The sequence below is a fragment of the Kitasatospora sp. NPDC032121 genome, from assembly GCF_055580145.1.
This window is the reverse complement of sequence record NZ_JBVILX010000019.1, coordinates 17,419-35,158: the sequence shown is the minus strand read 5'-3', so window position 1 is coordinate 35,158 and position 17,740 is coordinate 17,419. Positions and strand designations below refer to the sequence as shown.

Here is a 17,740-nt window from a genome sequence, read left to right as displayed (position 1 = left end):
CAGAGCCCGGTTGACACCGCGGCCCACCCCCAGGAGAACCTCATGAGGACTTCCCGCACCCTCGCCGTCGCGCTCTGTGCCGTCGCGCTCACCGCCACCGCCGCCTGCGGCAAGGACGGCAAGCCCGGCGCCACCGCCGCGAGCAGCGGCGCCGCCGCCCCGGCGCTGCCGAGCTACACCGTCAAGACCGACGTCAAGGTCGACTCCGCGGTCCTCGCCGAGGCCAAGAAGCGCGGCCAGCTGATCATCGGCGCCAAGGCCGACCAGCCGAACCTCGGCTGGGAGGACGTGGCCAGCGGCGACCGCAGCGGCTTCGACATCGAGATCGCCAAGATGATCGCCGCCGACCTCGGCTTCACCCCGCAGCAGATCAAGTGGCAGACCCTGGTCTCCTCGCAGCGCGAGCCGGCCATCGCCAAGGGCCAGATCGACTTCTACGTCGGCACCTACAGCATCAACGACGAGCGCAAGAAGAGCGTCTCCTTCGCCGGCCCGTACTACATCGCCGGCCAGGACCTGCTGGTGAAGGCCGACAACACCTCGATCACCGGCCCGGAGAGCACCGGCGGCAAGAACGTCTGCACCGCCACCGGCTCGACCTCGATCAAGAACATCCAGCAGTACAACCCGAAGGTCACCCAGTTCGACACCTACTCGGCCTGCGTCGAGAAGCTGATGTCCGGCGAGGTCGACGCGGTCACCACCGACGACGCGATCCTCAAGGGCTACGCCTCCAAGTACGCCCCCAAGCTCAAGGTGGTCGGCAAGCCGTTCACCAAGGAGAACTACGGCGTCGGCCTCAACAAGGACGACAAGGCCCTGCGCGACGCGATCAGCGACGCCCTCAAGGCCCACGAGGACAACGGCGACTGGAAGAAGGCCTACGACGCCACCCTGGGCGCCTCCGGCTCCCCGGCGCCCGAGGTCCCCGCCCTCGAGCGCTACTGATCCGCCCGCCGTACGTCGGTTTCCCGACCATGAGTTGAGAGGAGGGCCGCCGGATGGGGTTCCTGTTCGAGGACGACAACTTCGCGTTGTTCCGCGACGGCTTCCTACAGACGATCGAGGTGAGCGCGCTCAGCGCGCTGCTCGCCCTGCTGCTGGGCACCCTGCTGGCGGCCTTCCGGGTCTCCCCGGTGCCGGTCCTGCGCGCCTTCGGCACCACCTGGGTGACGCTCTTCCGCAACACCCCGCTGACCCTGCTGTTCTTCGCCGTCACCTTCGGGCTGCCGCCGCTGGGCGTGCACTTCAGCCACCTGGCGTTCGCGGTGCTGGCGCTCGGCGCGTACACCGCCTCGTTCGTCTGCGAGGTGATCCGCTCCGGCATCAACACCGTGCCGCTCGGCCAGGCGGAGGCCGCCCGCAGCCTCGGCATGGGCTTCGGCCAGACCCTCACCCTGGTCGTCCTGCCGCAGGCCGCCCGGACCGTCCTGGGCCCGATGAGCAGCGTGTTCATCGCCCTGCCGAGGAACTCGGCGATCGCCGGCGCGTTCAGCGTCCCCGAGCTGTACAGCGCCCAGCAGACCTTCTCCGAGCGCGGCTACTCGATCTTCGCCATCTTCTTCTGGGTGGCCTGCGCCTACCTGCTGATCAGCGCGACGGTCGCCACGTTCTTCCGCTTCCTGGAATCCCGACTGGCGGTGGCCCGATGAGCGAGCGCAGCGAGCGAACGATCGAACGGCGCGCACGGGCGCACGCCCCTGCCGAGCGCAGCGAGGTGGGCGCATGAGCATCTTCCAGCGCCAGGCTTCCGCCAGCGTCCTCTACGACGCCCCCGGCCCGAAGGCCCGCACCCGCAACCGCGCGCTCGGCGTCCTCTCGGTGCTCGCCATCGCGGGACTCCTCTGGTACGTCTTCAGCGCGCTGAACGACAACGGCCAGTTCGACCCCGGTCTCTGGGACGCCTTCCAGTACACCTACGTCCAGCAGCAGATCGTGGACGGCCTGCTGTCCACCCTGGAGGCCTTCGGGCTGGCCGCGGCGTTCTCGCTCACCCTGGGCGCCCTGCTGGCGGCCGGTCAGCTCTCCGACCACCGGCCGGTCCGCTGGGTCTGCACGGCCTTCACCCAGTTCTTCCGGGCGATGCCGCTGCTGATCCTGATCGTCGGGCTCTACTACGCCTTCTTCGCCCAGCAGCCGATGTGGGCGCTGGTGCTCGGCCTCACCCTCTACAACGGGGCGGTCCAGGCCGAGATCATCCGCAGCGGCGTCAACGCCGTCCCGCGCGGCCAGGGCGAGGCGGCGTACGGGCTCGGCATGCGCAAGACGCAGGTGATGACGTCGATCCTGGTGCCGCAGGCCGTCCGCTCGATGCTGCCCTCGATGATCGGCCAGCTGGTCGTCACCCTGAAGGACACCTCGCTCGGCTTCATCATCACCTACCACGAGCTGCTGTTCGTCGGAAAGGCCCTCGCCAGCCAGCCGATCAACGCCGCGGGCTTCCCCTACATCCCCGTGGTGCTCGTGATCGGCCCGATCTACATCGCGATGTGCCTGCTGTTGACCGCGCTCGCACGCTGGATCGAAGCACGCGGCCGTCGCGGCGCGAACCGGCGCACTTCGGCTTCTGCTTGACGGACACGCAGGTGAACTGTTGCATTGCTCTTCGTGACACCTCCCGGGAGCATCCACACGGCATATGCGGCAGCGGTAACTGACGCCGGCCGATCGGCCGGTTCGTGCCCGGAGGTTCCCTCATGGACCCGGTGATCGTGGTCGGGGCCGGACCGGTCGGTCTGGCCCTGGCCCTCGCCCTGGCCCGGCACGAGGTGCCCGCCATCGTCCTGGACGAGGGCTCCGGACTCTGCCCCGAAGGCCCCCGCAGCCTCGTGCTCGGCGCCGACACCGCCGCCTTCCTGACCCGGATCGGCTACTCGCGGGCCGTCTCGGACTCCGCGCTGTGGGACTCCTTCGCCGTCTGGCGCCGCCGCCAGGAGATGCTGCGGATCGACCTCACCGACTCGCCCACCTTCCACCTGCCCCAGCACCGCCTCCAGCGCGGGCTGCGCGACGCCCTGACCGGCACCCCGCTGATCCGGCTGGTCCCGCTCAACCGGGTCGTCGAACTCGAACAGGACCGGGACGGCGTCAGCATCCGCACCACGGGCACCCAGGACGGCTCCACGACCTGGTGGCGCGGCAGCCACCTGGTCGGCTGCGACGGCGCGAGATCCAGCGTCCGCAAGCTCCTGAAGATCCGTTTCCCCGGCCGCCCGGCGGTCGACCGCAACGCCATCGCCACCGTCCGGGTCGACCTGCCCTTCGACGGCGCCCGGCTGCACCGCGAGCCCCCGTGGCGCGGCGACCGCGAGGCCTCCGCCCGCCCGCTGCCGGACGGCGTCTGGCGGCTCGACTGGCGGCTGCCCCCCGGCCGCCCCGCCGCCACTGAGACGGTGGACCCGCACGCCACCTGGCCCGGCATCGTCACCGGCGACACCCTGCTCAACCGGGTCACCTCCACCCTCACCGGCTGGTGCGGCGAACTGCCCCGCTTCGAGCTGCTGGCCGCCGCCGACCACACCGCCCAACAGCGGCTCGCCGCCCGCTTCCGGGTCGGCCGCTGCTTCCTGGCCGGCGACGCCGCCCACCTGCACGGCGCCCTCGGCATGCAGAACCTCGTGGACGGGCTGCGCGACGCCGACAACCTCGCCTGGCGGCTCGCCCTCGCCTGGCACCTCCACTCCGGCGGCCCGCAGCCCGGCGGCGCCCTGCTGGACGGCTACGAGGCCGAGCGGCGCGGGGCGGTCGGCGCCCGACTGCGCGCGGTCGACCAGTCCATGCCGCTGCTGCGCCCGCTGCGCGGCTGGCAGCAGACCCGGCGCTCACTGCTGGTCGGCGGCTTCCGCAAGCACGCCCCGCTGCTCGCCGACGGCCAGCTCGGCACCGGCCGGTTCGGCGGCGCGCCCGCCTACCCGGCGGCGCCCTCCGGCGTCCCCGGCCGGGTCCCGGCGCAGCGCGGCACGCGCGGCACCACCTCGCTCAGCGAGCTGCTGCCCGCCACCGCCCCCGGCGTGCTCGTCCCGGACCTGCCGGTGCTCGCCGACGACGGCACCCCCGACCACCTGCACGCCCGGCTCGGCACCGCCTTCCTGCTGCTGCTGGTCGCCCCCGGCACCGCCGTCTGGTCCTCCGAGCACTGGCTCGGCGCCGGCCTGATGCCCCGCCTCGCCGAGGTCGCCGCCGCGCTGCCCGTCCCCGCCGAGGTGCTGGTCACCGAGGACTACCCGGGCGCCGGCCCGCACACCGTCCTGCTGATCCGCCCGGACGGCCACCTGGTCGGCGTCACCCAGGGTGCCGTCGCCGAGGAGCTCCTCGCCCTCGCCGACCGCGCCCGCGGCGGCCCGGCCACCCTCACTCCGGCCCCCGACCCGTCCGACCGGCCCGCGGCCCGGCAGGTGGACTCCCCGAGCCAGGGCGTCTCCTAGGAAGGCCGCCTAGCCCGCCACCGCCGTGGCCCGGCTCTCGCGGACCACCGTCACCCGGATCCGGCCCGGGTAGGTCAGCTCGGTGGAGACCTGGCGGGCGACCTCCCGGGCGATCAGTTCCGCGCCGAGGTCGTCCACCGCGTCCGGACGGACCATCACCCGCACCTCCCGACCGGCCTGCATCGCGTACACCTCGGCGACGCCCTCGTGCGAGCGCGCGATCTCCTCCAGCCGCGCCAGCCGCCGGACGTACAGCTCCAGCGACTCCTTGCGCGCGCCCGGCCGGCCGCCCGAGCAGCCGTCCGCGGCCTGGGTCAGCACGGCCGTCACGGTGCGCGGGTCGACCTCGTTGTGGTGGGCGGCGATCGCGTGCACGACCTCGGGGGACTCGTCGTACCGCCGGGCGAGCTCCGCGCCGATCGCGGCGTGGCTGCCCTCGGACTCGTGGGTGAGCGCCTTGCCGATGTCGTGCAGCAGCGCCGCGCGCCGCACCGGCTCCGGGTCCACCCCGAGTTCGGCGGCCATCATCCCGGCCAGGTGCGCGGACTCCAGCAGATGCCCGAGCACGTTCTGCCCGTACGACGCCCGGTAGCGCAACGAGCCCAGGGTGCGGACGAGTTCGGGGTGCATCCCGCCGATCCTGGCCTCCAGCAGGGCGTCCTCGCCGGCCCGGACGCAGCGCTGTCCGACCTCCTCGCGGCTGCGCTCGTGCAGGTGCTCGATCCTGCTCGGGTGGATCCGGCCGTCCTCGACCAGCTGCTCCAGGGTGAGCCGGGCGGTCTCCCGGCGGACCGGGTCGAAGCAGGACAGCTGCACCGACGCGGGGGTGTCGTCGACGATCAGGTTCACGCCGGTGACCGCCTCGAAGGCACGGATGTTGCGGCCCTCGCGGCCGATGATCCGGCCCTTGATGTCCTCGTTCGGCAGCCGCAGGACGGTGACGACGCTCTCCGCGGTCTGCTCCGTCGCCAGCCGCTGGACCGCCCCGGCGACGATGTCCCGGGCCCGGCGCTCGCCCTCCTCCCTGGCCTCGCGCTCGATCTCCCGGACGGTGACGGCGGCCTCCCGCCGGGCCGATTCCGTGGCCTCCCGCAGGAGTTCGGCGCGGGCCTGCTCGGCGGAGAGCCCTGCGGCCCGTTCCAGCGCCCTCACCCGGCGGGTGACCAGCGCCTCGGCCTCGCCCCGGGAGCGCTCCAACTCGGCCGACCGCTCCGCCAGTTCGTCCTCCCGGCGGCGCAGCCTGCGCAGTTCCTCGGCCAGGTCCTCCTCGCGGCGGGCGAGTTCGGCCCGCTGCCCGGCGGTCTGCTCCTCGGCCCACCGGCGGGCCCGCTCGGCCTCGGCCAGCGCGCCGCTCCGGGCCGCCCGGAGCCGTCTGACCGCCAGCCCGGCGGCCACCGCGAGCGCCAGCAGGAGCAGCGCGGCCGATCCGGCGATCGACACCAGCGAGCCACTCGAGCCGGTGCCCGCCGAGATCCCCATTGCCGCCCACTCCCCCGTCGCCGCACGGGTGCCGTCCACAGGCCCCCCTGGCGCTGAAGGCGAGGCTAGGTGGGGGTCACGAAACGGTCAAGAGTTGACCTGTTTCACTCCAAGACACCTACAGAACTGCCACTACTCCCGACCCGACGGTTCACCCTGCTCCTCCTCCAGCGCGCCGCGCACCACCCGGAACGCCAGCCCCTCGGAGTAACCGCGGCGGGCCAGCATCCCCACCAGCCGCCGGGTGCGCACCTGCGGGTCCAGCCCCCGGGTGGACCGCAGCTTGCGCTCGACCAGCGCCCTGGCCGCGTCCGTCTCGTCGTCGTGGTCGAGCTGGGCGACGGCCTGCTCGACCAGGTCGGCGGCGACGCCCTTGGTGCGCAGCTCCTGGGCCAGTGCCCGCCGGGACAGGCCCCGGACGGCGTGCCGGGACTCCACCCAGGCCGCGGCGAAGGCCGCGTCGTCGATCAGCCCGACCTCTTCGAGCCGGGTGAGCACCTCGTCGGCGACCTCCTCCGGGATCTCCCGCTTGCGCAGGGCATCGGCGAGCTGCTTGCGGGTCTTGGCGGCGCCGGTCAGCAGCCGCAGGCAGATGTCCCGGGCGCGGCTCTCCGGATCGGCCGACTCCTCGGCCTGCTTCCGGGAGGCACGGCCGGCGTCCTCATCCCCGGCGCGCCCGGTGGCGCCACGGCCCCGGCGCCCGCCACGACGGGAGGCCGAGGCGGCCGCACCCTCGCGATCGGCCGCCTCGGCCCCGCCGCGGCCGCTCGCCACGGCCGTCGGTGTCGAAGCGGCCCCCCCGACCGCTTCGGCTTCCTCGGCCGCGAGGGCCGAGCGCCGTCGGCGACGGCCGGTGGGCAGCTCGGAGGCGGAGACCAGGCCGAGCGCCTCGACCGACGCCTCCGCCGGCTCCGGCCCGGACGCCGCGCCGCGCACCGCCCGGGTCGGAGCCCGGTCGAGCTCGGGCTCGGGGCCGGATGCCCACTGCGCGGTGGACCGCCGACCGCGCCGGGGGCGCGCTCCCCAGGGCGCCTCGGCCACCGGCTCCGGCTCCTCCGCGACCGCGGCGAACCAGTCCGGCGGCCCGTAGTCGTCGTCCTCCGGGCCGCCGCCCACCCTGTCGTGCTGCGTCAACGGCTCAGGCCTTGGCCGCCGCCGTCTTCTTCGCCGCGGCCGTCTTGGTGGCGGTCGCGGTGATCGGCTTGGCGGCACCGTCGGCGGCGGCCTCGGCCCCGGCCTCGGCCGGCTCCTCCACCTTCGGGCCGATGCCGAGCTTGCCCTTGATCTTCCGCTCGATCTCGTCGGCGAGCTGCGGGTTGTCCCGCAGGAAGTTGCGGGCGTTCTCCTTGCCCTGGCCGAGCTGGTCGCCCTCGTAGGTGTACCAGGCACCCGACTTGCGGATGAAGCCGTGCTCCACGCCCATGTCGATCAGGCCGCCCTCGCGGCTGATGCCCACGCCGTAGAGGATGTCGAACTCGGCCTGCTTGAACGGCGCGGCGACCTTGTTCTTGACCACCTTGACGCGGGTGCGGTTGCCGACCGCCTCGGTGCCGTCCTTCAGGGTCTCGATCCGGCGGATGTCGAGGCGGACCGAGGCGTAGAACTTCAGCGCGCGGCCACCGGTCGTGGTCTCCGGCGAACCGAACATCACGCCGATCTTCTCGCGCAGCTGGTTGATGAAGATCGCGGTGGTGTTCGACTGGTTCAGCGCACCGGCGATCTTGCGCAGTGCCTGGCTCATCAGTCGGGCCTGCAGACCGACGTGCGAGTCGCCCATCTCGCCCTCGATCTCGGCGCGCGGGACGAGCGCCGCGACCGAGTCGATGATCACCAGGTCGATCGCGCCGGAGCGGATCAGCATGTCGGTGATCTCCAGCGCCTGCTCACCGGTGTCCGGCTGGCTGACCAGCAGGGCGTCGGTGTCCACGCCGAGCTTCTTGGCGTACTCGGGGTCGAGCGCGTGCTCCGCGTCGACGAACGCGACCGTGCCGCCGGCCTTCTGGGCGTTGGCGGCCAGGTGCAGGGTCAGAGTGGTCTTACCGGAGGACTCGGGGCCGTAGATCTCGATCACTCGGCCGCGCGGGATGCCGCCGACCCCGAGGGCGACGTCCAGGGCGGTGGACCCGGTGGAGATCACCTCGACCGGCTCGTTGGCCTTCTCGCCGAGGCGCATCACCGAGCCCTTGCCGAACTGCCGCTCGATCTGGGCGAGAGCGGTCTCCAGGGCCTTCTCGCGGTCCGTACCTGCCATGGCTTTTTCCCTCGGGTTCTGTGCTGTGCGCTTCATCGTCCTCGACGCTAGCGCGTCCCACTGACAAACGAGCCCGATCGGACCCGGCCTGTGGAAAACTCCACGCCGGAGAGTACAAAGAACATCTGTTCGATTCAAGCGTCGCACGTCCGGCCCACGCCGCCCCCGGGACACCCCGGGGACGGCGCCTCCGAATCACTCCCCGCGCCTCGCCCCGTCGCCGGCGACCATCCGGCGCAGCCGCCGGGCCGCCTCCCGGCGCAGCTCCCGCCGGACCCTGCGCTGCTCGCCCCGGTCGATCCGCGGGTCGGTGGCCACCTCGTACCGTCGGACGTACGTCCCCACGAAGCCCTGGAGCGTCGCCGCCGCCGGGATCGCGATCACCGCGCCCACCGCGCCGAGCAGTGCCGCCCCGGCGATCACCGAGCCGAAGGCCAGCGCCGGGTGCACGTCCACCGTCCGCGCGGTGATCCGCGGCTGCAGCAGGTAGTTCTCGATCTGCTGGTAGACCACCACGAAGCCGAGCACCCAGAGCGCGTCCACCGGATCCACCGTCAGCGCCACCAGCACCGGCAGCGCCCCGGCCAGATAGGTCCCGATGGTCGGCACGAACTGCGACATGACGCCCACCCAGACCGCCAGCGCCGCCGCGTACGGCAGGCCGAGCAGTTCGAACATCACCCAGTGCCCGGCGGAGGACACCACCGCGAGCAGCGCCCGGGAGTACAGGTAGCCGCCGGTCTTGGCGAGCGCGATCTCCCAGGCGCGCAGCACCTCGCCCTGCTTCGCGGGCGGCAGCATCGAACAGACCGTCCGGCGCACCCGCGGCCCCTCGGCGGTGAAGTAGAAGGTGAACAGCCCGACCGTGAAGGCCTGGAAGAGCCCGCCGATCAGGGTGGAGGAGACACCCCAGACGTTGTCGGCGGCCTGCTGGACGTAGCTCTCGATGGCCCCGGAGTCCTTGAGCAATCGATTCTGCAGCTCACCCAGCGAGAGCTCCTGATGGAAGGTCCGGTTGATCCACCCGATCAGACTGTCGACCAGGTGCGGCAGGTCCCCGGCGATCTTCGCCACCTGGTCGACCAGCAGCGTGCCGAGCGCGGCGAGGAACCCCACCACCGCCACCCCGACCGCCACGAACACCAGGAAGGTCCCGACGCCCCGGCGCACCCCCCGCGCCGCCATCCGGTCCACGGCCGGCTCCAGCGCCAACGACAGGAAGAACGACACCAGCAGCATCACGAACAGGTCGATCAGCTGCCGGAACGCCCAGTCGGCGAGCTGGAACAGCCCCACCAGCACCAGGAACAGCACCATCGCCCGCGGCAGCCAACGCGGCATCCCGCCCCACGGTCCCCCACCCGCCGGGGCGCCGTCGGTGTCCCGGTCCGAATTCTTCTGTTCCGCGCTAATTGTCACCCGGACAGTCTGTCCCATGCCGCCCGGAGGCCGGCACTCAGCGCAGCGACCCGGAGACGCCCTGGGTGTCGCAGACCACCCGCCAGACGTCCTTGGCCTCCCAGCCCGCCTCCAGCGCCTGCCGCACCGTCCGCCCGCCCAGTTCGCTCATCACGTGGTCGGTCGCGAACGACTCCGCGTACGCCTCCCCGAAGTGCGCGTGCATCCGTCGCCAGAACTCCGTCAGCCTCATGCCCCAAGTATCCCGGACCGGGCCCGCCACTCCTCGGCCGTCACCGCGTACTCGACCTCACCGTGCTCGCTCCCCGGGATCATCTCCGGATAGTCCTCGTGGAACGTGCGGACGAACGACAGCCCGCTCTTCTCCATCACCCGCCGGGAGCCCGCGTTCACCGCCATCGTGTACGCCACCACCCGCTCCACCCCCAGCTCCGCGAACCCGCGCCGGACCAGTGCCCGCGCGCCCTCCGTCGCGTACCCGCGCCCCCACGCGGCCCGCCGCAACCGGTAGCCGAGCTCGACCTCGCCCCGCTCCCCCTCGCGCGTCGGCCGGAACTCGAACCACCCCAGGAACGCCCCGCCGACCCGCTCCTCGGCCGCCCACCACCCGAGATCGCCGTACCGCCGGTAGTGCTCCAGGAACAGCGGCAGCACCTCCTCCTCGAGCCACTCCCGCGCGCTCGGCTTCCCCCCGGTCAGGAAGCGCATGACCTCCGGATCGCCGTCCAACTCCACCAGCCGGTCCACGTCCGCCGGTGTGAAGCGCCGCAACAGCAACCGCTCCGTCGCCAGGAACACGGCCCCACCCGAATCATCCATGCCCCGATCCTCACCCCCGTCCCACCACCCCGTCACCCGCTTTTCCGCCGGCGCCCGCCCCCCGGTCAACGGGGCAGCGCCACCAGCCCCGCCCCGAAGTACTGCCGCTCCCCGCACCCCGGAGCCGCCACCGGACACCCCGCCACCGCTCCCCTCGCCAACAGCCCCGCCAGCTCGTCCGCCCCCAGCTCCGGATGCGACGCCGCCGCGACCGCCACCGCCCCGGTCACATGGGCGGCCGCCATCGAGGTCCCCGCCAGCGCCGCGTACTGCCCCTCCGGCCAGTCGGAGACGATCGCCCCGTGCGGCCCGCCGTCCGGATCGCCGCCCGGGGCGGCCAGCGAGACCCGCCCGCGCCCGTAGTTGGAGTACGCCGCCGGGTGCCCGTCCCGGTTGACCGCGGTGACGGTCACCACCCCGGGCAGCTCGCCGGGCAGCCGTACGCACTCGGTGCCCAGGTGGCGGACGAGCGCCGGCCCCGACAGCCGGTCGTTGGGGCTCCGGTCGTCGGTCCGCGAGGCACCGAGGTCCTGCCCGTCGTTGCCCGCCGAGGCGACCACCACCGCGCCCTTGCGCCGGGCGTACCCCGCGGCCCGCCCGACGGCCGCGATCAGCGCGGCCTGGTCCCGCTCCTCCGGGCAGTTGTACTTCCACGGGTCGGCGAAGTAGCTGTTGTTGATCGCCCTGGCCCCGTGGTCGGCGGCCCAGAGCATGCCGCAGACGATGTTCTCCGCGTAGTACTGGCCGAGCGGCCCGAGCAGCCGGACGGCGGCGATCCGCACCCCCGGAGCGACCCCGGTGACCCCGTGGCCGTCCCTGGCGGCCCCGACGATCCCGGCGACGTGGGTGCCGTGGCCGCTCTCGACCACCCCGGCTTCGGGCCGCCAGGCGCCGGTGCGTCCGTCGGGCCGGCCGTCCGCGCAGGAGGCGGAGGCCTTCGGATCGACGGCGGCGCGCAGGTCCGGGTGGGTGTCGTCGACCCCGGAGTCCAGCACCGCGACCAGCACCTTGCGCAGCGCGTCGGGGCTCGGCACCCCACCGCCGGACAGCGCCGAGGCGTCCCCCGTCCGGGCGGCGGTGCCCCCGACCATGGCGATGTTCCAGGCGTCCCCCTCCCCCGGATCGGGCACCGTCTGGGTCCCCGTGTCCGCCCGGTCGCCGCCCCGTCTCCCGCCGGGCCCCGCGCCCGCGCGCGCCGCCGCGGCCGTCGCCGCCGTGAAGCCCCCCGCCCCCGCCACCGCCCGCGGCGGCGCGACCACCGGCGCGGTCCTGGTCGCCCCGACGGCGGCGATCCCGGGCCGGGCCCGCACCCGGTCGGCGAACGGCCCGGTCGCGTACACCAGCACGGCCCCGATCTGCGGGTACTCCTGGACCACCTGCCCGCCCGCCGCCCGGCTCTCCGCCCCGGCCCGGGCCGCACCGGCGGCGTCCTCGCCCTCGGCCAGCACCAGGTAGCTGAGGTACGCCCGCCCGGGACCGGACACGTACGGAACGGCGCCCCCCACCACGAGCGCGGTGAGCAACATCGCGAGCAGCGCCCGGGCGGGCCCGCGGACCCGGCGGCGCCGGGCGGTCCCGCCCGACGAGTGCGCCTGCACCATCGCACGGTCTCCGCTCGTCGGTCCGGTCGGTCACGGATGGATCAAGCATCCGATTCCTCACCATATGAGCGGATCATCACTTCCGCTCCCCGGCTTGCACCCCTCTCGGCCCCCGTCCCGCCGCACCCCCGCATGTCAGTCCCACCCGGCACCATGGGGGCATGGCGTCCCAGCACCCGACCTCGTCCACCCCCGACCCCCTGGCCGGCTTCGCCCCGGCCACCCGGGCCTGGTTCACCGGTGCCTTCTCCGCCCCCACCAGCGCCCAGGCCGAGGCCTGGCAGGCCATCCAGCGGGAGACGGACGTCCTGGTCGTCGCCCCCACCGGCTCCGGCAAGACGCTGGCCGCCTTCCTCTCCGCCCTCGACCGCCTCAGCAACACCCCTCCCCCCGCCGAGCCCAGGCGCCGCTGCCGGGTCCTCTACGTCTCCCCGCTCAAGGCCCTCGCGGTGGACGTCGAGCGGAACCTGCGCGCCCCCCTGGCCGGCCTGCGCCAGGCCGCCGTCCGGCTCGGCCTGCCCGAGCCCGAGGTCCAGGTCGCCATCCGCTCCGGCGACACCCCGGCCGCCGACCGCCGCCGCTTCGCCACCCACCCGCCGGACATCCTGATCACCACCCCCGAGTCGCTGTTCCTGCTGCTCACCTCTGCCTCCCGGGAGGCCCTGCGCGGAGTGGACACCGTGATCCTGGACGAGGTGCACGCCGTCGCCGGCACCAAGCGCGGCGCGCACCTCGCCCTCAGCCTGGAGCGGCTGGACGAACTGCTGGACCGCCCGGCCCGCCGGATCGGCCTGTCCGCGACGGTCCACCCGGTCGAGGAGGTGGCCCGCTTCCTCAGCCCCCGGCGCGGCGCCACCGTGGTCCAGCCCGCCGCCGCCAAGGAGTTCGACCTCTCGGTGGTCGTCCCGGTCCCCGACCTGGACGACCTGCCCGCCGCCCCGGCCGCCGACGGCAGCCCCGGCACCGCCGCCGGCGGCGACCCGCAGCGACAAGCCTCCATCTGGCCGCACGTCGAGGAGCGGATCGTCGACCTGGTCGAGTCGCACCGCTCGACCATCGTGTTCGCCAACTCCCGCCGGCTGGCCGAGCGGCTGTGCAACCGGCTGAACGAGATCGCCCACGAGCGCGCCACCGGCACCGCGATCCCCGAGGCGCACGCCCCGGCCGAGCTGATGGGCGGCTCGGGCGCGGCCAGGGGCGCGCCCCCGGTCATCGCCCGGGCCCACCACGGCTCCGTCTCCAAGGAGCAGCGGTCGCTCGTCGAGGAGGAGTTGAAGGCCGGCCGGCTGCCCGCCGTGGTCGCCACCTCCAGCCTGGAGCTGGGCATCGACATGGGCGCCGTCGAGCTGGTCGTCCAGGTCGAGTCCCCGCCCTCGGTCGCCTCCGGTCTGCAGCGCGTCGGCCGGGCCGGCCACCAGGTCGGCGCCGTCTCCACCGGCGTCTTCTTCCCCAAGTACCGGGGGGACCTCGTCCAGTCCGCCGTGGTCACCGAGCGGATGCGGGCCGGCCGGATCGAGGCGCTGCGCATCCCGCGCAACCCGCTGGACGTGCTCGCCCAGCAGTTGGTCGCGATGACGGCCCTGGACGCCTGGCCGGTGGACGACCTGCTCGCCGTGGTCCGTCGGGCCGCCCCCTTCGCGTCCCTCCCGCAGTCCGCCTTCGACGCCGTGCTCGACATGCTGGCGGGCCGCTACCCCTCGGACGCCTTCGCCGAGTTGCGCCCCCGCCTGGTCTGGGACCGGGTGGCCGGCACGGTGACCGGCCGCCCCGGCGCCCAGCGCCTGGCCGTCACCTCCGGCGGCACCATTCCCGACCGCGGCCTGTTCGGCGTCTTCATCGCCGGGGCCGACCCGAAGAAGGGTGGCGGCCGCGTCGGAGAACTCGACGAGGAGATGGTCTACGAGTCCCGCGTCGGCGACGTGTTCACCCTCGGCACCACCTCCTGGCGGATCGAGGAGATCACCCACGACAAGGTGCTGGTCACCCCCGCCCCCGGCGTCCCCGGCCGGCTCCCGTTCTGGAAGGGCGACGCCCTCGGCCGTCCGCTCGAACTCGGCCGCGCCCTCGGCGCCTTCACCCGCGAACTGGGCACCCTGCGGCCCGAGGCCGCCACCGAGCGCCTCAAGCAGGCCGGCCTGGACGACTGGGCCGCCGCCAACCTGCTGGACTACCTGGCCGAGCAGCGCGCCGCCTGCGGCCACCTCCCGGACGACCGCACCATCGTGGTCGAGCGCTTCCGGGACGAGCTCGGCGACTGGCGGATCGTCATCCACTCCCCCTTCGGCGCCCAGGTGCACGCCCCCTGGGCGCTCGCCCTCGGTGCCCGGCTGCGCGAGAAGCACGGCCTGGACCCCCAGGTCATGCACGCCGACGACGGCATCGTGCTCCGCCTGCCCGACGCCGACCTGCTGGCCCTCGACTTCGACTTCGCCGGCCCCGCGGAGCCGTCGAGCCGGTTCGGCGGCCCCTCGGACGAGTCGGGCCGGGACGAGGCCCCGGTCGGCGCCGACGCCGCCCTGTTCGACCCCGGCGAGATCGAGCAGCTGGTCACCGACCAGGTCGGCGGCTCCGCCCTGTTCGCCTCCCGCTTCCGGGAGTGCGCCGGCCGCGCCCTGCTGCTCCCCCGCCGCAGCCCCGGCCGCCGCACCCCGCTCTGGCAGCAGCGCCAGCGCGCCGCCCAGCTGCTCGAAGTCGCCTCCGAGTACGGCTCGTTCCCGATCGTCCTGGAGGCCGTCCGGGAGTGCCTGCAGGACGTCTTCGACGTCCCCGGCCTGGTCGAGCTGATGGGCGATCTGGAGTCCCGCGCCGTCCGCCTGGTCGAGGTCACCACCCCGGAGCCCTCGCCCTTCGCCCGCTCACTGCTGTTCGGCTACGTCGCCCAGTTCCTCTACGAGGGGGACTCCCCGCTCGCCGAGCGCCGCGCCGCCGCCCTCTCGCTCGACTCCCGGCTGCTGTCCGAACTCCTCGGCCAGGCCGAGCTGAGCGAACTGCTCGACCCCCAGGTGCTCATCGAGCTGGAGGCCGAGCTCCAACGCCTCACCCCCGAGCGCCGGATCAGGGACGCCGAGGGCGTCGCCGACGCCCTGCGCCTGCTCGGCCCGCTCTCCGAGGCCGAGTTGACCCTCCGCGGCGCCGAGCCGCTCTGGGCCCTGGAGCTGGAGGCGGCCCGCCGGGTGATCCAGGTCCGGATCGCCGGCGAGCAGCGCTGGGCCGCGATCGAGGACGCCGGACGGCTGCGCGACGCGCTGGGCACCCCGCTGCCGGTCGGCGTCCCGGAGGCCTTCACCGAGCCGGTCAAGGACCCGCTGGGCGATCTGATCGCCCGCCACGCCCGCACCCACGGCCCGTTCACCGCCGCCGAGGCCGCCGCCCGCTACGGCCTCGGCACCGCCGTGGTCACCGGCACCCTGCACCGCCTGACCGCCGCAGGCCGCTTGGTCCAGGGCCGGTACCTCCCACCCCCCGCCCACCCGTCGCCGGAAGCGCTTCGCGCTGCCCCTCTTGAGCACACCGCCCCCGAGTGGTGCGACGCCGAGGTGCTGCGCCGGCTGCGCCGCCGCTCGCTGGCCGCTCTGCGCCAGGAGGTCGAACCGGTCCCGCCGCGCGCCCTGGCCGCCTTCCTGCCGCAGTGGCAGCACCTGGCCGGCCACCGGCTGCGCGGCCCGGACGGCCTGCTGCGCGTGGTCGAACAGCTCCAGGGCACCGCCCTGCCCGCCTCCGCGCTGGAGAAGCTGATCCTCCCGGCCCGGCTCACCGACTACGCGCCCGGGCTGCTGGACGAGTTGATGGCGGCCGGCGAGGTCGGCTGGTGCGGGGCCGGCGCCCTGCCCGGCAAGGACGGCTGGCTCAGCCTGCACCTCGCCGAGAACGCCCACCTGCTGCGCCCCGAGCCCGTGCCGCCCACGCTCACCCCGGTGCACAGCGCCCTGATGTCCGCGCTGGCCGGCGGCTACGGCCTGTTCTTCCGCCAACTCGTCCAGCAGCTCCCGGAGGAGACCTCCGAGCCGGAGGTCGTCGAGGCGCTCTGGGACCTCGTCTGGGCGGGCTACGTCACCAATGACACCCTCGCCCCGCTGCGCGCCCTGCTGGGTTCGGGCCGGACGGCGGGCGCCACCGCCCACCGGGCGCCCCGGTCCACCCCGCGCGGCCGCTACGGCGGTGCCGGCCGTGCCTTCGACCGGGTCGGCGGCGCCCTGCGCAGCGGCCCGCCGACGGTGGCCGGGCGCTGGTCGCTGCTGCCCGCCTTCGCCGCCGACCCGACGGTCCGGGCCACCGCCCAGGCGCAGAACCTGCTGGACCGGCACGGCCTGCTCACCCGGGGCACGGTGGCGGCCGAACGGGTGCCCGGCGGCTTCGCCGGGGTCTACCGGGTGCTCGCCGCGATGGAGGAGCGCGGCCGGGCCCGCCGGGGGTACTTCGTCGAGGGCCTGGGCGGCGCCCAGTTCGCCATGGAGGGCGCGGCCGACCGGCTGCGCTCGGTGAACGGCCGGCTGGAGCGGGCCCGGGCCGCCGAGTGGCCGGCCGCCCCGGCCGGCGAGCCGCCGCAGACGCTGGTGCTGGCCGCCGCCGATCCGGCCAACGCCTACGGCGCCGCCCTGCCCTGGCCCGAACCGCCCACCGCCCCCGGCGGCAGGGAGTCCACGGCCCACCGCCCGGGCCGCAAGGCGGGCGCCCTGGTGGTCCTGGTGGACGGCGAGCTGGCGCTGTACGTCGAGCGCGGCGGGAAGTCCCTGCTGGCCTGGCCCGAGGACGAGGCCACCCGGGCGTTGGCGGCCGGGGCGCTCGCGGCCGCCGTCCGGGAGGGCGCCCTGGGCAGCGTCACGGTCGAGCGGACCAACGGCGAGCCCGCCCTGGGTTCGGCCCTCGGCCGCGCCCTGGAGGAGGCCGGCTTCCACGCCACCCCACGCGGCCTGCGGCTGCGCCCCTGAACCGACGAACCGCCGGGGCACGGAAAAGGCCGGGGGCCGCGGGGTCGAGAACCCCGCGGCCCCCGGCCACGTCGAATCACCCGATCGGCGGCGGCTGCGCCTCCACCGGTCCCACCGGCTCCGCGCGCGGGCGCCGGGACGGTCCGGTCGCGTTCCAGTCGGCGTGGACCGGGATGAGACCGAGCCCCCAGCCGCCGGCCGCGAGCAGCCCCAGCACCGCACCGTCGGTCAGCTGCCCCCGGACCACCAGGAGCCACCAGACGAGCCCGGCCACCGAGACCGCCAGCACCCACCGCACCGGACGCCGTCCCCGGAGGAACAGCGGCGCCCGGGCCAGTATTCGGGCCGTCGGGCGCGTCTGCGCGTCTGTTCGCACGACCGCCCTCCCTTCGCTCGCCCCGGACAGGGGCGCCCGGGAGTCGAGGCCGGGATCAGGCGGCGACCACGTCCATCGCGGCGGCCTTGGGCGAGAGGTTCGCCCGGTCGGTGCCGGGGGCGGGCAGCGGAACCGGTTCGAGTACCGGCCTCAGCAGATCACCTTCGGAGAGGGTGGCCATCGCCGCAAGTTCGGCGAGCGACAGTTCGTCGCTGACCTCGCGCATGACCTCGGACATCCGGACGTCGAGCGCGTCGCAGATGGCGGAGAGCAGCTCCGAGGAGGCCTCCTTCTGTCCCCGCTCGACCTCGGAGAGGTACCCGAGCGAAACCCTGGCGGCCGCCGACACCTCGCGGAGTGTGCGGCCCTGGCGCTGGCGCTGCCGACGCAGTACATCGCCCAGTAGGCGACGGAGCAGGATCATCGGTGCCTCCCTCCTCGGA

The 17,740-nt window shown here is 74.3% G+C and carries 14 protein-coding genes; 5 read left to right on the top strand and 9 right to left on the bottom strand.

Annotated features, from left to right (window positions below; genetic code table 11):
* The first annotated feature begins 42 nt into the window (after nucleotides 1-42).
* The 4 genes from ACZ5OX_RS32720 to ACZ5OX_RS32705 all read left to right on the top strand — a co-directional run bounded on the left by ACZ5OX_RS32720 (nucleotide 43) and on the right by ACZ5OX_RS32705 (nucleotide 4,424).
* Nucleotides 43-948: a glutamate ABC transporter substrate-binding protein gene (locus ACZ5OX_RS32720; protein ID WP_449791071.1), complete on the top strand. Its 906-nt coding sequence runs from the start codon at nucleotides 43-45 to the stop codon at nucleotides 946-948.
* 53 nt (nucleotides 949-1,001) lie between these two features.
* Entirely contained in the window at nucleotides 1,002-1,652 is a 651-nt protein-coding gene (locus tag ACZ5OX_RS32715) for an amino acid ABC transporter permease (protein WP_449791070.1), read from the top strand.
* Between the two features lie 73 nt (nucleotides 1,653-1,725).
* A complete protein-coding gene (locus ACZ5OX_RS32710) occupies nucleotides 1,726-2,574 on the top strand; it encodes an amino acid ABC transporter permease (protein ID WP_465635069.1) in 849 nt (282 codons plus the stop codon).
* Between the two features lie 122 nt (nucleotides 2,575-2,696).
* Nucleotides 2,697-4,424, top strand: coding sequence for an FAD-dependent monooxygenase (locus tag ACZ5OX_RS32705; protein ID WP_465635067.1), 1,728 nt, complete (start codon nucleotides 2,697-2,699; stop codon nucleotides 4,422-4,424).
* A gap of 9 nt (nucleotides 4,425-4,433) precedes the next feature.
* Here ACZ5OX_RS32705 and rny read toward each other — a convergent pair whose 3' ends face one another.
* The 7 genes from rny to ACZ5OX_RS32670 form a co-directional block, all read right to left on the bottom strand.
* Nucleotides 4,434-5,903: a ribonuclease Y gene (gene rny, locus ACZ5OX_RS32700; RefSeq protein ID WP_465635065.1), complete on the bottom strand. Its 1,470-nt coding sequence runs from the start codon at nucleotides 5,901-5,903 to the stop codon at nucleotides 4,434-4,436.
* Between the two features lie 132 nt (nucleotides 5,904-6,035).
* Nucleotides 6,036-7,037: a recombination regulator RecX gene (gene recX / locus ACZ5OX_RS32695; protein ID WP_465635063.1), complete on the bottom strand. Its 1,002-nt coding sequence runs from the start codon at nucleotides 7,035-7,037 to the stop codon at nucleotides 6,036-6,038.
* A gap of 4 nt (nucleotides 7,038-7,041) precedes the next feature.
* Nucleotides 7,042-8,154: a recombinase RecA gene (recA, locus tag ACZ5OX_RS32690; RefSeq protein WP_449791065.1), complete on the bottom strand. Its 1,113-nt coding sequence runs from the start codon at nucleotides 8,152-8,154 to the stop codon at nucleotides 7,042-7,044.
* A 195-nt stretch (nucleotides 8,155-8,349) separates the two neighbouring features.
* Nucleotides 8,350-9,495, bottom strand: a complete 1,146-nt coding sequence (locus ACZ5OX_RS32685) for an AI-2E family transporter (RefSeq protein WP_449809566.1) — start codon at nucleotides 9,493-9,495, stop codon at nucleotides 8,350-8,352.
* Nucleotides 9,496-9,610: 115 nt separating this feature from the next.
* The gene (locus tag ACZ5OX_RS32680; RefSeq protein ID WP_465635060.1) at nucleotides 9,611-9,805 is read right to left on the bottom strand and encodes a DUF3046 domain-containing protein; all 195 of its coding nucleotides are present in this window, start codon (nucleotides 9,803-9,805) and stop codon (nucleotides 9,611-9,613) included.
* The gene (locus ACZ5OX_RS32675; RefSeq protein ID WP_465635058.1) at nucleotides 9,802-10,392 is read right to left on the bottom strand and encodes a GNAT family N-acetyltransferase; all 591 of its coding nucleotides are present in this window, start codon (nucleotides 10,390-10,392) and stop codon (nucleotides 9,802-9,804) included. Before ACZ5OX_RS32675 ends, ACZ5OX_RS32680 begins: the two co-directional genes overlap by 4 nt.
* 65 nt (nucleotides 10,393-10,457) lie before the next feature.
* Nucleotides 10,458-11,993: a S8 family serine peptidase gene (locus ACZ5OX_RS32670; RefSeq protein WP_465635056.1), complete on the bottom strand. Its 1,536-nt coding sequence runs from the start codon at nucleotides 11,991-11,993 to the stop codon at nucleotides 10,458-10,460.
* A gap of 161 nt (nucleotides 11,994-12,154) precedes the next feature.
* On the opposite strand from ACZ5OX_RS32670, the gene ACZ5OX_RS32665 reads away from it, so the two are divergent.
* Nucleotides 12,155-16,921 (top strand): DEAD/DEAH box helicase, encoded by a 4,767-nt coding sequence (locus ACZ5OX_RS32665; RefSeq protein ID WP_465635055.1) that lies wholly within the window; start codon nucleotides 12,155-12,157, stop codon nucleotides 16,919-16,921.
* Nucleotides 16,922-16,997: 76 nt separating this feature from the next.
* Here the strand turns inward: ACZ5OX_RS32665 and ACZ5OX_RS32660 are convergent, their stop codons facing one another.
* Both ACZ5OX_RS32660 and ACZ5OX_RS32655 read right to left on the bottom strand, forming a co-directional pair.
* Nucleotides 16,998-17,297 (bottom strand): hypothetical protein, encoded by a 300-nt coding sequence (locus ACZ5OX_RS32660; protein WP_465635054.1) that lies wholly within the window; start codon nucleotides 17,295-17,297, stop codon nucleotides 16,998-17,000.
* 55 nt (nucleotides 17,298-17,352) lie between these two features.
* Nucleotides 17,353-17,721: a helix-turn-helix domain-containing protein gene (locus ACZ5OX_RS32655; protein WP_350739875.1), complete on the bottom strand. Its 369-nt coding sequence runs from the start codon at nucleotides 17,719-17,721 to the stop codon at nucleotides 17,353-17,355.
* Between the last annotated feature and the right edge of the window lie 19 nt (nucleotides 17,722-17,740).

Bases quoted from the DNA above. Each gene is read 5' to 3' on its own strand.
- ACZ5OX_RS32720 (WP_449791071.1), top strand. From the start codon at position 43: ATGAGGACTTCCCGCACCCTCGCCGTCGCGCTCTGTGCCGTCGCGCTC.
- ACZ5OX_RS32715 (WP_449791070.1), top strand. From the start codon at position 1,002: ATGGGGTTCCTGTTCGAGGACGACAACTTCGCGTTGTTCCGCGACGGC.
- ACZ5OX_RS32710 (WP_465635069.1), top strand. From the start codon at position 1,726: ATGAGCATCTTCCAGCGCCAGGCTTCCGCCAGCGTCCTCTACGACGCC.
- ACZ5OX_RS32705 (WP_465635067.1), top strand. From the start codon at position 2,697: ATGGACCCGGTGATCGTGGTCGGGGCCGGACCGGTCGGTCTGGCCCTG.
- rny (WP_465635065.1), bottom strand. From the start codon at position 5,903: ATGGGGATCTCGGCGGGCACCGGCTCGAGTGGCTCGCTGGTGTCGATC.
- recA (WP_449791065.1), bottom strand. From the start codon at position 8,154: ATGGCAGGTACGGACCGCGAGAAGGCCCTGGAGACCGCTCTCGCCCAG.
- ACZ5OX_RS32685 (WP_449809566.1), bottom strand. From the start codon at position 9,495: ATGCCGCGTTGGCTGCCGCGGGCGATGGTGCTGTTCCTGGTGCTGGTG.
- ACZ5OX_RS32680 (WP_465635060.1), bottom strand. From the start codon at position 9,805: ATGAGGCTGACGGAGTTCTGGCGACGGATGCACGCGCACTTCGGGGAG.
- ACZ5OX_RS32675 (WP_465635058.1), bottom strand. From the start codon at position 10,392: ATGGATGATTCGGGTGGGGCCGTGTTCCTGGCGACGGAGCGGTTGCTG.
- ACZ5OX_RS32670 (WP_465635056.1), bottom strand. From the start codon at position 11,993: ATGGTGCAGGCGCACTCGTCGGGCGGGACCGCCCGGCGCCGCCGGGTC.
- ACZ5OX_RS32665 (WP_465635055.1), top strand. From the start codon at position 12,155: ATGGCGTCCCAGCACCCGACCTCGTCCACCCCCGACCCCCTGGCCGGC.
- ACZ5OX_RS32655 (WP_350739875.1), bottom strand. From the start codon at position 17,721: ATGATCCTGCTCCGTCGCCTACTGGGCGATGTACTGCGTCGGCAGCGC.